The organism is Pseudomonas frederiksbergensis, assembly GCF_003732665.1.
Classification (GTDB): domain Bacteria; phylum Pseudomonadota; class Gammaproteobacteria; order Pseudomonadales; family Pseudomonadaceae; genus Aquipseudomonas; species Aquipseudomonas frederiksbergensis_G.
In genome coordinates, this window is the sequence record NZ_MOBP01000021.1 from 284,471 (window position 1) to 299,653 (window position 15,183).

A 15,183-nucleotide genomic window follows, 5' to 3' on the forward strand; every position below is an offset into this window, starting at 1 on the left:
TGCTCGCGATGAGGCCCTGTCGGTCAACATTGATATTGCCTGACAAACCGCCATCGCGAGCAAGCTCGCTCCCACAGGGGATCTCATTCCAATTGAAAAGGGCACAAAAAAAATGGCCACCGCGTCAACGGTAGCCACTTTTTCATTCGGCTGGATTATTCGCCGTACACATCAAAGTCAAAGTACTTGTCCTGCACTTGCTTGTACTTGCCGTTGGCGCGGATCTCGGTGATGGCGGTGCTGAATTTGTCCGCCAGCTCCTTGTCACCCTTGCGCACAGCGATACCAGCGCCGCCGCCGAAGTACTTGGCGTCTTCGTAGGTCGGGCCGACGAATTCGAAGCCTTTGCCAGCGTCGGTTTTCAGGAAGCCGTCGCTCAAATTGACCGAGTCGGCCAGCATCGCGTCGACGCGACCGGCAACCATGTCCAGGTTGGCTTCCTGCTGCGAGCCGTAGCGCACCAGATTAATCCCGGCCGGCACCAGCACTTCAGTGGCGAAACGGTCGTGGGTACTGGCGCGCAGTACACCGACTTTCTTGCCCTTGAGTTCGGTCAGCGGGTCCTTGACCCCGGAACCTTCCTTCATAACGAAGCGCGCCGGGGTGTGGTAGTACTTGATGGTGAAATCGACGTTTTTCTTGCGATCGTCAGTGATGGTCATGGACGACAGGATCGCATCGATTTTCTTCACTTTCAGCGCCGGGATCAGGCCGTCGAACTCTTGCTCGACCCACGTGCACTTCACTTTCATCTGCTCGCACAACGCGTCGCCGATATCCACGTCGAAACCGGTGAGTTTGCCGTCGGGGGTTTTCATCGAGAATGGCGGGTAACCGGCTTCAATACCGATGCGGATCGGCTTGGCGTCTTCGGCCACGGCGGTCAGGGACAACATCGACAGTGCCAGGGCACCGAACATCACTAGCTTCTTCATTTATAACTCCTGTGTGCGGAGGCTTTTATTGGCAGCTTTCGATTGGTCGCTTTCGGCAGGTGAAGCCGAAGTGGCCGGCAGTCTAGAGCGGCTACAGGAGGGCAAATTGTTCCTAAGCGACAAATACTTATAGAAAAATGACTGACCGATCGGACTGTTTAGTATCGTGCGCCATGACGGTGCAAAGACCGTAGGACAAGTCCTGCTTTGGGATAAAACCTACGGGTTTGCGGTGTTAATCCGACCGATCGGTCGTATGGCACGTCGCTGGCGATGACCCGTGTTTTGCGGCACATTGAGCGCCATCCGCCCCTCGCAAGAGAAACCTGATGCCTGAGTTGAACCTGATCCAGCACCACCCCGCCGAAGGTCCTGGCGCCATTGCCGAATGGGCGCGGCTACGCGGGATTACGCTGAACGTCTTTCGCGCCGATCTCGGGCAGTTGCCGCCCGTGGGTACGGCGCCCGTGATCCTTTTGGGCGGACCTTACGAATCCAACGCCGGGCCGGCGTGGCTGGACGCGGAGCGTCAATGGCTGGCGGCCAGTCTTGATCAAGGCGCGGCGGTGTTTGCCATTTGCCTGGGGGCGCAGTTATTGGCCTTGAGCCTGGGCGGGACGGTGCGGCGCATGGCCGATCCTGAAACCGGATGGACCACCGTAAACTTCGCGAATGGCCAGGCGTTGCAGGTGCTGGAGTGGCACGAAGATGCGATCGACTTGCCACCGGGCGCGCAATTGCTGGCCAGCAGCGCGGCGTGTGAGCAGCAGATGTACCGGGTCGGGCCGACGCGGGTGGGGTTGCAGTTTCATCCGGAGTGGAATGGCGAATCGGTGAGGCTGCTGAATGCGCATTTTGCTGAGGAGTCGCCGTTGCCTCGGGGGCAGGACGACAGTGCCGAGCATGCGGCGGTATTCAAGTGGTTGCAGGGGACGTTGGATCAGTGGTGGGCTGACGCATCGAACTGATGGTGAAAACGCCGTTGTGGCGAGGGGGCTTGCCCCCGTTGAGTTGCGCAACAGCCCCAAAAATCTCGGCTGTATCGAAGATTTTTGGGAGCGCTGCGCACTCCAACGGGGGCAAGCCCCCTCGCCACACTTGATTAGTTGTGTCTGGGGATCAGCATTCACAACCGACTGGTCCGAGCACGGCTTCAACACTCAACGCAAACCCCTCATCCAGCCACCCCGTGACCCCGCCGATCATTTCCTTGACCGGGTAACCCAGCGCCGCCAGTTTCACCGCTGCCTTGTTCGCACCGTTGCAGTGTGGCCCGGCGCAATAGACCACGAACACCGTGGATTTCGGGTAAGCCGACAGCATTTCGGCGGTCATCAAACGGCCGGGAATATTGATCGCCCCCGGCACATGCCCGCGTTCAAAGGCCAGCGGACCACGGGTGTCCACCAGGACAAAATCCACCTCCCCGGCCTGCTGGCTGGTATGGACGTCGGAACAATCGGTTTCGAACGTCAGGCGATTGCTGAAATGCATCAGGGCAATGGCGGACGGGGCGGCGGGAATGGCGCAAACCGGGCTGGTCATGGTTGTAGTCCTACGTCTGTGTGGGTGTAGGCAGACTTTATCTGCCCGTCACTTGCGGCTACAGTGGCGCACAAGACACTCACCGGGAACTTTCCGCCAAATGCAGCCCACCCCTGGATTAGTCGCGATCTTGGCCTACGACGGCCTCTGCACATTCGAATTCGGCATCGCCGTGGAGATCTTCGGCCTGGCCCGGCCCGAGTTCGATTTCCCGTGGTATGAACACCGGATCGTCGCTGTGGACGAAGGGCCGATGCGTGCCATGGGCGGCATACAGGTGCTGGCGGACGGCGGCATGGAACTGCTGGAACAGGCCCGGACCATCCTTATCCCCGGTTGGCGCGACCGTCAGGCGCCGGTGCCCGAAGCGCTGCTCGCCGCGTTGCGCCAGGCCCATGCCCGGGGCGCAAGGCTGCTGTCGATCTGCTCCGGGGTGTTTGTGCTGGCGGCCACCGGTTTGCTCGACGGGCACCGCGCCACCACCCATTGGCGCTACACCCGCGAATTGGCCGAGCGTTTCCCCAATATCCAGGTGGACCCGGACGTGCTCTACGTCGATTCCGGCCAGTTGATCACCTCGGCCGGCAGTGCGGCAGGCATCGACGCCTGCCTGCACCTGGTGGCACGGGACTTCGGCACGCAAGTGGCCAACTCGGTGGCGCGGCGCCTGGTGATGTCGCCGCAACGCACCGGCGGCCAGGCGCAGTTTATTCCTACGCCGGTCAGTCCGACGCCCCGCAGCGATTTGTCCCGCGTCATGCAATGGGCCCGGGAACGCCTGCACGAACCGCTGGAAGTACGGGACCTGGCCAGTGAGGCGGCGATGAGCGAACGCACCTTCCTGCGCCGCTTTACCGAGGCCAGCGGTTTGTCACCCAAGACCTGGTTGCAGCACCAGCGGCTGGCGAGGGCGCGGGAGTTGCTGGAGAGCACGAGCCAGAACACCGACCAGATTGCCGAGCGTTGTGGGTATCGGTCGGTGGAGAGTTTTCGGGTGGCGTTTCGCAGTGTGGTCGGGGTGCCGCCGTCGGTGTATCGGGAAAGGTTTGGGCGCGGCGAACAGGCTGTTTTTTGAGGTGTTCTCTCAGGCCTCTTCGCGGGCAAGCCTCGCTCCTACAGGATTATCGCTATCCTTGTGGGAGCGGGCTTGCTCGCGAAGGCGCCCGCCCAGACCCCCATTACTTCAAGGTTTACGCAGCAAATAGGTATCCATAATCCACCCATTCGCCAGCCGCGCAGCCTTGCGCACCCGTTCAATCTCATCCGCCACATCCTTGAGCTTGCCCGAGATCAGAATTTCATCCGGCGTGCCCAGGTAGGCTCCCCAGTAAATCTCGGTCTCCTGATCCGCCACGTGATGGTAGGAATCTTCTGCATCAAGCATCACCACCAGACTGTCGGCATCGCTCACCTGCCCCGCCGCCAGCCGCCGGCCGGTGGTGATTTCGATCGAGCGGCCGATGCGGTTCAGCGGCACTTTATGCTGCGCCGCCAACGCCTGGACGCTGGTGATACCGGGGATCACTTCGAACTCGAACGCACAACGCCCCGACGCCAAAATCGCCTGCAAGATACGCACGGTGCTGTCGTACAACGCCGGGTCGCCCCACACCAGGAAACCGCCGCACTGGCCGTCGGACATTTCCTCATTGATCAAGCGTTCGAAGGTCTGCTGCTTGGCCAGGTTCAGATCATCGACACTGGCCTTGTAGTCCACATCCCCACGCTCGCGCTCGGGGCTGTGGGCTTCGACGAAGCGGTAGTCAGGGTCGGTGATGTAGCGCTCGCAGATGTCCCGGCGCAGGTCGATCAACTTGTCTTTGCTCTGGCCCTTGTCCATGAGGAAAAACACGTCGGTGCGATTCAGCGCTTTCACCGCCTGCATCGTGATGTAGTCCGGGTTACCGGCGCCGATACCGATGACCAGCAAGGTTTTCATCAAAAGCCTCCGTCAGCGTCAGTGCTCATCAAACGTAGGCGCCAGCGACCGGTGAACCGCAGTTCGATGGCCGATAACGGTTCGACGTCGATCAGGTTGAACGCCGTGCTTTGCAATACATGGGTCAGCACGGCACGAACGACATAGGGATGGGTGATGGCGACGATGTCGCCCGGCGTCGTCTCCAGGGTCGCCAGCCAGGCTGCTGCGCGCTCAGCGAGTTGCACCACCGACTCGCCGCCGTGGGGGGCGGAATGCGGGTCTTCGAGCCAGGCCTTGAGCGCCTCGGGCTCGTTTTTTTGCAGTTCACTGATGCGTTGACCTTGCCAGCGACCGAAATCGCAATCGCGCAAGGCGTCGACGATGTGTGCATCGCTGCCAAACAGCTCGGCGGTCTCGCGGGTCCGGGCTTCGGGACCGCACACCAGACGCGGCGCGACCTTGGAGGTTCCGCGCCGGGAACACTTGGCCGATTGCCAGACCATTTCCACCGACTCATCCATAGGAAAACGCGCCAGTTTTTGTGCGACGGTTCGGGCGTGGCAAATCAGGGTCAAACGGGTCGCCTGCACGGGCTATTACTCTTTTATTGGAGAGGCAGAACGGCAACATGCCGCAAACAATTCCCCGATTGTGCCGCAAGACGATCAGCTAAAGCACAAAACCTTGTGGGAGCGGGCTTGCTCGCGAATGCCCAGTGTCAGGCGGGAAAGATGCTGACTGACACGGCCCCTTCGCGAGCAAGCCCGCTCCCACAGGGATTTTCGTGGCCTTCAAAGGGCGATGTCCGACAATGAAATGGACAATGTCCTACACACCCAATCGCCATCCGCGAAGTCCTTATTACACGGGCCTTTCGCACCATTTTGGCGCCATTGCTTGCCATGCAAAAATTCACTAGACATGTAGCGTGTATTACATAAATACTGTTTTAGCGATTAGTGAAACAAAACCGACACACCCATCCAGCAGGAGCCCGGATGCCCCCTCTCAGAGACCTGATCACCGATCCCGGCCTGGACCTCACGCCGTCGGAACGCAAAGTCATCCGCGCCTTGCTTGACCAATACCCGCGTAACGGGCTGGGCCCGATGTCGCGTTTGGCCGAACATGCCGGTGTCAGTGATCCGACCATCGTGCGGCTGGTAAAAAAACTCGGTTTCGGCGGTTACGCCGAATTCCAGGACGCCCTGCTCAGCGACATGGACCACCGCCTGCGCTCCCCCAGCACCTTGTTACAACCCCGCTCCCACCTGCAAAAAGACGATCCGTGGAGCCATTACCTGGCGCACACCCATCGCTCAATGGTGGAAACCCAGGCCCTGACCCAACCCGAAGACGTGCGCATCCTCGTGGAATGGCTGCTCGATGTGCGCCATCAGGTGCATTGCTTCGGCGGGCGTTTCAGCAGCTTCCTCGCCAACTACCTGCTCAACCATCTGCGCCTGCTGCGCCCCGGCTGTTTTGCCCTGGAGGACAACGCCCAGTTGCCGGACCGTTTGTTCGACGTGCAGCGCCAGGATGTGGTGCTGGTGTTCGACTACCGCCGCTACCAGTCCCAGGCCCTGCGGGTGGCCAGCGCGGCGAAAAATCGTTATGCGCGGGTGGTGTTGTTCACGGACATCTATGCTTCGCCGTTGCGGGAAATGGCCGACCTGATCATCAGTGCGCCGGTGGAGTCGGTTTCGGCGTTCGACAGCATGGTCCCGGCGCTGGCGCAGATTGAAGCGTTGATCGCCTGCCTGACCCTGCGCAGCCCGGATCTGGCCGATCGCCTGGAAGGCATCGATAACTTGCGCGCCGACTTCGACACACACCTGCTGGAGGAAAAATAAGGATGTTTACGCTCCCCCACCGCTCACCCCGCGACTTGCCGTTTGTCAGCGACCACACCGTGCTGCTGCTGGTCGACATGCAACGGGCCTGGCTCGAACCGCAGTTCGACCCGCACCTCAACGGGCCGGACGCCGAGTATTTCCTGACCCGTACCCACATGCAGGTGGTGCCCAACCAGCGGCGTTTACTCAGCGCCTTTCGCAGCGCCCGGCAGAACGTGCTGCACACCCTGATCGAAAGCCTCACCGCCGATGGCCGCGACCGCTCCCTGGACCACAAACTCTCGGACATGCACTTGCCCAAGGGCAGCCCCCAGGCGCGGATCATCGACGACCTGACGCCCACGGAAAACGAAGTGGTGCTGCCCAAGACGTCCTCCGGCGTCTTCAATTCCACCAACATCGACTACGTGCTGCGCAACCTCGGCGTGCGCCACCTGGTCATCGCCGGCATCGTCACCGACCAGTGCGTGGACATGGCCGTACGTGACGCCGCCGACCGTGGCTATCTGGTGACCCTGGTGGAAGACGCCTGCGCCACCTACACCCAGGAACGGCATCAGGCCTGCCTCAACGCGATCAAAGGTTATTGCTGGATCACCGACACCCAAACCGTGCTCGGCCGCTTGCTGGAGATGCAGCCATGAGTGCGCGTCTGTTGCCGGTGCCGATGACCACGATCGTGACCACCGACCTGATTGGCGTGACCCGCGGCCGCTCGTTTCCCACCGACGAACTGGAGCACTATCAAGCCTCCGGGTGCGGTTGGGTGCCGGCCAACAGCGCGTTGACCCCGCAAGATGTCATCGCCTCGACCAATCCGTGGGGTGCCTACGGGGATTTGCGTTTGATCCCGGATATGGCCAGCCGCGTGATGGTCAGCAACGGTCCCGACACCAACGCCCCGGCCCTGGATTTTATCCACGGCGACATCTGCGAAACCGATGGCCGGCCATGGGGCGCTTGCCCGCGCACGCTGTTGCGCAACGAAGTGGAACGCTATCGCGCCGAGCTCGGTTTGCAAGTCAACGCCGCGTTCGAACACGAATTCAATCTGGATGCCGGGGCCGCCGAACACCTGGCGTTCACCCTTGAGGCCCAGCGCCAGGGCGCCGAGTTTGGCGGCTGGCTGCTCAGCGCGTTGCGCGCCGGGGGCGTGGAACCGGAGATGTTCCTGCCGGAATACGGCAAGCACCAATACGAAATCACCTGCCGCCCGACCCTCGGGGTAGCGGCGGCGGACCGTGCGGTCAACGTGCGGGAGATCACCCGAGAGATTGCCCGGCAAATGGGCCTGGGCCTGAGCTTCGCACCGAAGACGGCCGAGCATGCGGTGTGCAACGGCGTGCACCTGCACGTCAGCCTGCAAGACCTGGCCGGGCACCCGACGCTGTATGACGCCGGCACCACCAATGGCCTGTCGACCCTCGGCCAGCATTGGGCCGCCGGGGTTCTGCACTATTTGCCGGCCCTGTGCGCCTTCACCGCGCCGACGCCGGTGTCCTACGAGCGCTTGCAGCCCCATCACTGGAGCGCGTCCTATGCCTGCCTGGGACAGCGCAACCGCGAAGCGGCGCTGCGGATTTGTCCGACCGTGAGCCTGGGCGGCAAGTCCGTGGCGGCGCAGTACAACCTGGAATTCCGGGCCATGGACGCCACCGCTTCGCCGCACCTGGCCATGGCCGCGCTGCTGATCGCCGGACGCCTGGGCATCGAACAACGCCTGGCACTGAACGCCATCACCGATGAAATCCCCGATGCCTTGAACGAAGAACAACGCCAGGCCCGGGGCATCGTTGCCCTGCCCGCCTCGCTGGCCCAGGCCCTGGACTGCCTGCGCAATAGCGAGGCGCTGATCGAAGCCTTGCCCACGGCATTGCTCGACACTTACTTCGCCCTGAAAACCGAGGAACTGACGCTGACGGAACAGCTCTCGCCCGCCGACCTTTGTGAGCACTATGCCCGTCTGTACTGAATCCGTTGAACTGGGGCTCTACACCGAGCCCCCGTACACCCTGAGCCAGGAAGCTTCCGAGCACCCGTTGATCCTGGTGTGCGAACACGCCAGCCGTTACATCCCACCGGCGTTGAACGACCTGGGCCTGAGCCATGAGGCCGCCCGGGAACACATCGCCTGGGACATCGGTGCTTTGGCCCTGGCCCAGCGTTTGTCGCAAACCCTCGGCGCCACGCTGCTGGCGGCTAATTATTCGCGGCTGTTGATCGACCTCAACCGCCCGCGCCATGCCCCGGACAGCATTCCGCCCCAGAGCGAGATCTATCAGGTGCCGGGCAACCAGCAACTGGACGAGGCCTCCCGGGAATACCGGCGGCAGATGCTGTTCAAGCCGTTTCACACGCGGCTGCAAACCCTGATTGACGAACGTGTGGCCCAGGGACGTCCAGTGCGGGTGGTGGGGATTCACAGTTTCACCCCGGTGTATTACGGCCAGCCCCGGACGCTGGAGGCCGGCGTGTTGTTCGGCGAAGCCGGGCATTACGCCCAACGCATCATCGACGGGCTGAGCCAGCATCCGCTGAAAGTCGCTGGCAATCAGCCGTACAAGATCGACCCGTTGGGCGACATGACCGTGCCGGTGCACGGCGATGCCCGTGGCCTGGAATCGGTGTTGATCGAAGTGCGCAACGATTTGCTGCGTACCCCGCAAGCCATTGAACGCTGGGCCGGCTACCTGGCCCCGCTGCTGTAGGAAAAAAGTAACCGCTGTGCTGTGCCGGTATAAAAACTAAAAGATTGCCCGAATGACTGATAAGGAGATGCGCTTCATGGAAATAGAAGAATTCGGCTACAAGCAGGAGTTGAAACGTAGCCTGTCGCTGACGGATCTGGTGGTGTACGGGATGATCTTCATGATCCCCATTGCCCCGTTCGGCGTGTATGGCTACGTCAATGCCGAGGCCCCAGGGATGGTGCCGCTGGCTTATATCATTGGCATGGTGGCGATGCTGTTCACCGCCCTCAGCTACGGCAGCATGGCCCGGGCGTTTCCGATTGCCGGCTCGGTGTATTCCTACGCCCAACGGGGCTTGAATCAACACGTCGGCTTCATCGCCGGCTGGCTGATGCTGCTCGATTACCTGCTGATTCCGCCGCTGCTTTATGTGTACGCGGCGATGGCGCTGAATCACCTGTACCCGGACATCCCCAAAGTCGGTTTCATCCTGGCGTTCCTGGTCAGCGCGACCTTCGTCAACCTGCGCGGCATCACCTTCACCGCACGGATGAACATCATCTTTCTGCTGGCGCAACTGGTGGTGCTGGGGATTTTCCTGTTCTACGCCTGGAATGCCCTGCACAACGGCGGCGGTCACGGCGAACTGACCCTGGCGCCGCTGTACAACCCGAACACTTTCAACTTCGCCCTACTGATGCAAGCCGTGTCGATTGCGGTGCTGTCGTTCCTGGGCTTCGACGCGATTTCCACCCTGGCCGAAGAGATCAAGGGCGACCCGGGCCGCAGCGTCGGCAAGGCCGCGCTGATTACCCTGGTGGTGATGGGCGTGATTTTCGTGGTGCAGACCTGGATTGCCACTGACCTGGCGGCCGGCATGGGCTTCAAGTCCGCCGATACCGCGTTCTATGAAATCGCCGAAATCGCCGCCGGCAGTTGGCTCGCAACCCTGACCGGCGTGGCCACCGCCCTGGCCTGGGGCGTGGCGGTGGCGATTACGTCACAAGCGGCGGTGTCGCGGCTGCTGTTCGGCATGGCCCGGGACGGCAAGTTGCCGAAGGTGCTGGCCAAGGTCCATCCAAAACACAACACGCCGTACATCAGCATTTACCTGGTGGCGGTGTTGTCCCTGGTGATTTGCTACCTGTTCATCAACTCGGTGGACACCCTCACCTCCCTGGTCAACTTCGGCGCCTTGAGCGGCTTCATGCTGCTGCACCTGACCGTGATCAATTACTACTGGCGCCGGCAGAAGTCCGGTCAGGTGATCCGTCACCTGCTGTGCCCGGTGGTCGGCTTCATCATCGTCGCGGCCATCATGTACAACATGGGCGTGGATGCACAAAAACTCGGCTTGATCTGGATTGCCCTGGGTCTGGTCTATCTGTTCTTCCTTAACAAGCTGGGCGCCAGCACAACGCTGCCGGACCCGAGCAACGTCTGACAAGAAAAAGGGCGGCGTCTGACACGAGATCAGGCGACCGCCGCTTCCGCGCGTGGAAACCGACAGTGATAGTCAGGTTCGACGGCACTACCGCCGGACCCTTTGATACAGGAGTACATCCATGCTGGTCCTACGCCCAGTCGAGTTAACCGACCTGCCCCAGTTGCAACAATTGGCCCGTGACAGCCTGGTGGGCGTCACGTCCCTGCCCGATGACAGCGAACGCCTGCGGGAGAAGATCCTCGATTCCTGCGCCTCGTTCGACAAAGAAGTTGAAGGCAATGGCCCGGAAAACTACTTTTTCGTCCTTGAAGACCTGGACACCCGGCGCCTGACCGGGTGCTCTGAAGTCCTCGCCACCGCCGGTTTCAGCGAGCCGTTCTACAGCCTGCGCAACCGCCACTTCACCAGCGCCTCCCGGGAGCTGAACATCGAGCACGGGGTGCCAGCGCTGTCGTTGTGCCACGATCTCAGCGGCCATAGCTTGCTGCGCGGTTTTCACATTGATAGCGCACTGGTGTGCACGCCGTTTTCCGAATTGCTGTCGCGGGCGCGGTTGTTGTTTATCGCGGCGCACCCGGGGCGTTTTTCCGACGCCGTAATCACAGAAATCGTCGGCTACAGCGATGAACAGGGCCAATCACCCTTCTGGGACGCCGTGGGCAAGCATTTTTTCGACCTGCCTTATGTCGAGGCCGAAAGGCTCTGCGGCCTGGAAAGCCGCAGCTTCCTCGCTGAATTGATGCCGCAATACCCGATCTACGTGCCGATGCTGCCGCAAGCGGCCCAAGACTGCATCGGCCGGATTCACCCCGACGGCCAGGAAGCGTTCGACATCCTGGAACGCGAAGGCTTTGAAACCAACAGCTACATCGACCTGTTCGACGGCGGCCCGACGCTGTATGCGCGCACGCCGGGTATTCGCTCCATCGCCCACAGCCACACCGGCACCGCGCAGCTCGTCGAGTCGATCGATGCCCGTGGCAGCTATCTGGTGAGCAACGATTCGCTGAAGGACTACCGGGCCATCGTCGCCGAACTGGCTTACGACGTCGGGCAACCGGTGGGGTTGAGCGCCGAAATGTGCGCCGTCCTGAACGTGAACGATGGCAGCCCGATCCGGCTGATCGCCCTGTGAGCATCACCCGGCCCCGCGCCCAACGACAGCGCCCGAGCATGCGCGCACGAGGAGTTGCATCATGATTGTCCGTCCGGTTCACGTCACCGACCTGCCCGCCCTAGTGGCGCTGGTACAACAGGCCGGCCCGGGGTTCACCACCCTGCCGGCCAACGAAGAACGCCTGGGCCATCGCGTGCGCTGGTCCCAACGGACCTTCGCCGAACAGGTGGAGCGGGCCGATGCCGACTATTTGTTCGTGCTCGAAGATGACGATCAGCGCGTGGTCGGGGTCAGCGCCCTGACCGGGGCCGTGGGTATCCGCGAGCCCTGGTACAACTACCGGGTCGGGCTGACGGTCAGTTCGTCGCCAGACCTGGGCATCCAGAAGCAGATCCCGACCCTGTTCCTGAACAATGAAATGACCGGGCAATCGGAACTCTGCTCGCTGTTCCTGCGCCCGGATCAACGCCAGGGCAACAATGGCCGGTTGCTGTCGTTGGGGCGCCTGCTGTTTGTCGCCGAGTTCCCGCAACTGTTCGGCGAAAAGCTTATCGCCGAACTGCGCGGCACTGCCGACGAACAAGGCTGCTCACCGTTCTGGGACAGCCTGGGCCGGCACTTTTTCCAGATGGATTTCAGCTACGCCGATCATTTGTCGGGGCTGGGCAACAAATCCTTCATCGCCGAACTGATGCCCCGCCAACCGCTATACACCTGCCTGCTCACCGAACAGGCCCAGGCGGTGATCGGCAAGGCGCACCCCAATACCCAACCGGCGCTGAAGATCCTCAACGCCGAAGGTTTTGCCCACAAGGACTACATCGACATCTTCGACGGCGGCCCGGTGATCGAAGCCCAGGTGTCTAAAATCCGCACCGTGCGCGACAGCCAGCCACTGGTGCTGGGCATCGGCACCCCGGACGACCAGGCCCCGGTGTGGCTGATTCACAACCGCCGCATGGAAAACTGCCGCATCACCACCGCCCGGGCGCGCCTGGTGGGCAACAGCCTGATCGTCGACCGCCTCACCGCCAAACGCCTGCAACTGCAACCGGGCAACTCGGTGCGGGCGGTGCCATTGTTGAATCAGGAACAGCAGGCGGTGGCGGCCTGATCAGCCCGCCATTGTTGCAGTGGGTGCGGTATCGTTTCACCCACCTGTAAATTCGTCATCCTATTGACCCCGCCCGCGTGATAGCCTTTTGTTCCTTCGGCGTTGACACTTTTGCTCAAGCCCTTCCATTCCAATGCAGTGGTGGAACTCTATGTCCAGGCTTTCCCATCAAGATTTGCGCCGTAACTTTCGCCAATTACTGGCTTCCGACACGTGTTACCACACCGCTTCGGTGTTCGACCCGATGTCGGCGCGCATCGCCGCCGACCTGGGTTTTGAAGTCGGGATCCTCGGTGGTTCGGTGGCCTCGTTGCAGGTCCTGGGCGCCCCCGACTTTGCCTTGATCACCCTCAGCGAGTTCGCCGAACAGGCCACCCGCATCGGCCGCGTGGCCCAATTACCGGTGATCGCCGACGCCGACCACGGCTACGGCAACGCGCTGAACGTGATGCGCACCATCGTTGAACTGGAACGCGCCGGCATCGCCGCGCTGACCATCGAAGACACCCTGTTGCCCGCGCAATTCGGCCGCAAGTCCACGGATTTGATCGGGGTCGCCGAAGGCGTCGGCAAGATCCGCGCAGCGCTGGAAGCCCGGGTCGACAAGGAAATGGCGATCATCGCCCGCACCAACGCGGGGATCCTGCCGGTCCAGGAAATCATCAGCCGCACCCAGCAATACCAGAACGCCGGGGCCGACGGGATCTGCATGGTCGGCATCCAGGACTTCGACCAACTGGAAAAAATCGCCGAACACCTCAGCGTGCCGCTGATGCTGGTCACCTACGGCAACCCGGCCCTGCGCGACGACAAACGCCTGGCAGAACTGGGTGTGCGCGTCACCATCGACGGCCACGGCGCGTACTTTGCCGCGATCAAGGCGACCTACGACAGCCTGCGCGAACAGCGGCAGATCTTTACCCAGGCTTCGGACCTGAGCGCGACCGAACTCACACACACCTATACACAGCCTGAGGATTACATTCGTTGGGCGGAAGAGTTTATGCGCGTCAAAGAGTGATGCGTGAACCGGCAGGACGCCTTCGCGAGCAAGCCCGCTCCCACACTGGATCGCCGCTGAGCACACATCGTGTGACCAACACTGAATCACTGTGGGAGCGGGCTTGCTCGCGAAGGGGCCAGCCGCCACACCGCTAAACTGCAGATGTCCGATCGTTCCCACGCTCTGCGTGGGAATGCAGCCGGGGACGCTCTGCGTCCCATCTAAAGCCGAACGCGGAGCGTCCGTTGAGGCATTCCCACGCAGAGCGTGGGAACGATCAGTGGCTTACCGCTTGGCCAATTCCATAATCATCCGCGACAACAGATAAATCCTCGGCGCCACGCTTTCCACTTCCGCGTATTCCTCCGGCGTATGGATGTTGCCGCCGACAATCCCGAAGCCATCCAGCGTCGGTGTACCTACACCAGCCGAGAGACTGGCATCCGCTGCCCCGCCGCTGCCTTCTTCGGTCAACTTGCGGCCAATTTCGCCGTAAATGCCCTGGGCCATGGCCATCAGGCGATCCGATTCCGGCGTCTGCGGCATCGGTGGCAACCCCCGTTGCAGGGTGGTGGTGACTTCGGTGTCCGGGATCAATTTATCCTGAGAGACCCGTGCCAAATCCTTCTCGATCCGGTCGAACTCTTCCGGCACGGCGGCGCGTACGTCGGCCTTGGCGGTGGCCTGGTCCGGGATCACGTTGGTGCGATCGCCGGCCTTGAGCACCGTGAAGTTGATGGTGGTTTTCTTCGCTTCATCACCGAGTTTGCCCAATTGCAGAATCTGGTGCGCCGCTTCCATTGCGGCATTGCGCCCCAGTTCCGGGGCGACGCCGGCGTGGGCGGCCTTGCCCTTCACTTCGACCACCGCCGTGGCGCTGCCCTTGCGCCACACCACCAGCCCATCGGCCGGGCGGCCAGGCTCGAGGTTGAGGGTCACATCGTGGGCCTTGGCGGTTTTCTTGATCAGGTCGGTGGCAACGTCCGAGCCGGATTCTTCGCTGGCATCCAGCAAGAAGGTGATTTGCGCGTAATCCTTGAAATCGAGGTTTTTCAGGACTTTCAGCGCGTAGATCCCGGCGACGATACCGCCCTTGTCGTCCATCACGCCCGGCCCGTAGGCGCGACCGTCCTTGATGTGGAACGGGCGCTCGGTGGCCGAGCCTTCCTTGAACACCGTGTCCATGTGCGCCATCAGCAGGATTTTCGCTTTGCCGGTGCCTTTGAGGGTGGCGATCACGTGGCTGCTTTTATCCGGAGTGTTGGGCACCAGCTCGATGCTGAAACCGAGTTTTTTCAACTCATCGACGGCAATGTCGCGCACCTGGGTCAGTCCCGGTTCATAGCCGGAACCGGAATCGATGTTGACCAGTTTCTCCAGCAGTTTCAGCGCATCGGCCTTGTATTGCTCGGAATCGGCGAGCACTTGTTTGTGCGGTTCGGCGAAGGCTGCGGGAGCGAAAGCGCCGAGGGCGAAAGTCAGGGCCAGACTGGTGGCCAGCGGGGAGCGAGAGAGTTTGAACGTCATGAATCGATCCTTGTTTCTTGTCGGGGAG

General features: G+C 61.7%; 15 protein-coding genes. 10 read left to right on the forward strand and 5 right to left on the reverse strand.

Going from position 1 to position 15,183, the window contains the following annotated elements:
- Positions 1-155: 155 nt before the first annotated feature.
- A complete protein-coding gene (gene aotJ, locus BK665_RS28245) occupies positions 156-935 on the reverse strand; it encodes an L-arginine-binding protein AotJ (protein WP_123409801.1) in 780 nt (259 codons plus the stop codon).
- 329 nt (positions 936-1,264) lie between these two features.
- Here aotJ and BK665_RS28250 point away from each other — a divergent pair, with 329 nt between their 5' ends.
- Complete coding sequence (locus tag BK665_RS28250) at positions 1,265-1,903, forward strand: type 1 glutamine amidotransferase (protein WP_123409802.1); 639 nt, start codon at positions 1,265-1,267, stop codon at positions 1,901-1,903.
- A gap of 151 nt (positions 1,904-2,054) precedes the next feature.
- Here the strand turns inward: BK665_RS28250 and BK665_RS28255 are convergent, their stop codons facing one another.
- The gene (locus BK665_RS28255) at positions 2,055-2,480 is read right to left on the reverse strand and encodes a rhodanese-like domain-containing protein (RefSeq protein ID WP_123409803.1); all 426 of its coding nucleotides are present in this window, start codon (positions 2,478-2,480) and stop codon (positions 2,055-2,057) included.
- Positions 2,481-2,580: 100 nt separating this feature from the next.
- Here BK665_RS28255 and ftrA point away from each other — a divergent pair, with 100 nt between their 5' ends.
- Positions 2,581-3,555, forward strand: a complete 975-nt coding sequence (gene ftrA / locus BK665_RS28260; RefSeq protein WP_123409804.1) for a transcriptional regulator FtrA — start codon at positions 2,581-2,583, stop codon at positions 3,553-3,555.
- 108 nt (positions 3,556-3,663) lie between these two features.
- Here ftrA and cobF read toward each other — a convergent pair whose 3' ends face one another.
- Together cobF and BK665_RS28270 are read right to left on the reverse strand one after the other, a co-directional pair.
- Positions 3,664-4,419, reverse strand: a complete 756-nt coding sequence (gene cobF, locus BK665_RS28265) for a precorrin-6A synthase (deacetylating) (RefSeq protein WP_123409805.1) — start codon at positions 4,417-4,419, stop codon at positions 3,664-3,666.
- Complete coding sequence (locus BK665_RS28270) at positions 4,419-4,991, reverse strand: histidine phosphatase family protein (protein WP_123409806.1); 573 nt, start codon at positions 4,989-4,991, stop codon at positions 4,419-4,421. The genes cobF and BK665_RS28270 overlap by 1 nt, the downstream gene beginning before the upstream one ends.
- 408 nt (positions 4,992-5,399) lie before the next feature.
- On the opposite strand from BK665_RS28270, the gene BK665_RS28275 reads away from it, so the two are divergent.
- The 8 genes from BK665_RS28275 to BK665_RS28310 all read left to right on the forward strand — a co-directional run bounded on the left by BK665_RS28275 (position 5,400) and on the right by BK665_RS28310 (position 13,646).
- The gene (locus tag BK665_RS28275; RefSeq protein ID WP_123409807.1) at positions 5,400-6,254 is read left to right on the forward strand and encodes a MurR/RpiR family transcriptional regulator; all 855 of its coding nucleotides are present in this window, start codon (positions 5,400-5,402) and stop codon (positions 6,252-6,254) included.
- A gap of 2 nt (positions 6,255-6,256) precedes the next feature.
- On the forward strand, positions 6,257-6,901 hold the full coding sequence (locus BK665_RS28280; protein ID WP_123409808.1) for a cysteine hydrolase family protein: 645 nt from the start codon (positions 6,257-6,259) through the stop codon (positions 6,899-6,901).
- Positions 6,898-8,229, forward strand: coding sequence for a type I glutamate--ammonia ligase (locus BK665_RS28285; RefSeq protein ID WP_123409809.1), 1,332 nt, complete (start codon positions 6,898-6,900; stop codon positions 8,227-8,229). The genes BK665_RS28280 and BK665_RS28285 overlap by 4 nt, the downstream gene beginning before the upstream one ends.
- The gene (locus BK665_RS28290) at positions 8,213-8,965 is read left to right on the forward strand and encodes an N-formylglutamate amidohydrolase (protein WP_123409810.1); all 753 of its coding nucleotides are present in this window, start codon (positions 8,213-8,215) and stop codon (positions 8,963-8,965) included. Before BK665_RS28285 ends, BK665_RS28290 begins: the two co-directional genes overlap by 17 nt.
- Before the next feature lie 76 nt (positions 8,966-9,041).
- Complete coding sequence (locus BK665_RS28295) at positions 9,042-10,391, forward strand: APC family permease (RefSeq protein ID WP_123409811.1); 1,350 nt, start codon at positions 9,042-9,044, stop codon at positions 10,389-10,391.
- 121 nt (positions 10,392-10,512) lie between these two features.
- Complete coding sequence (gene astA, locus BK665_RS28300; RefSeq protein WP_123409812.1) at positions 10,513-11,529, forward strand: arginine N-succinyltransferase; 1,017 nt, start codon at positions 10,513-10,515, stop codon at positions 11,527-11,529.
- Positions 11,530-11,590: 61 nt separating this feature from the next.
- Positions 11,591-12,625 (forward strand): arginine N-succinyltransferase subunit beta, encoded by a 1,035-nt coding sequence (locus BK665_RS28305; RefSeq protein ID WP_123409813.1) that lies wholly within the window; start codon positions 11,591-11,593, stop codon positions 12,623-12,625.
- A 151-nt stretch (positions 12,626-12,776) separates the two neighbouring features.
- On the forward strand, positions 12,777-13,646 hold the full coding sequence (locus tag BK665_RS28310) for an oxaloacetate decarboxylase (RefSeq protein ID WP_123409814.1): 870 nt from the start codon (positions 12,777-12,779) through the stop codon (positions 13,644-13,646).
- Between the two features lie 267 nt (positions 13,647-13,913).
- Here the strand turns inward: BK665_RS28310 and BK665_RS28315 are convergent, their stop codons facing one another.
- Positions 13,914-15,155 carry a M20/M25/M40 family metallo-hydrolase gene (locus BK665_RS28315; protein WP_123409815.1) on the reverse strand — a complete coding sequence of 414 codons (1,242 nt, stop codon included), beginning with the start codon at positions 15,153-15,155 and terminating at the stop codon, positions 13,914-13,916.
- Positions 15,156-15,183: the final 28 nt, after the last annotated feature.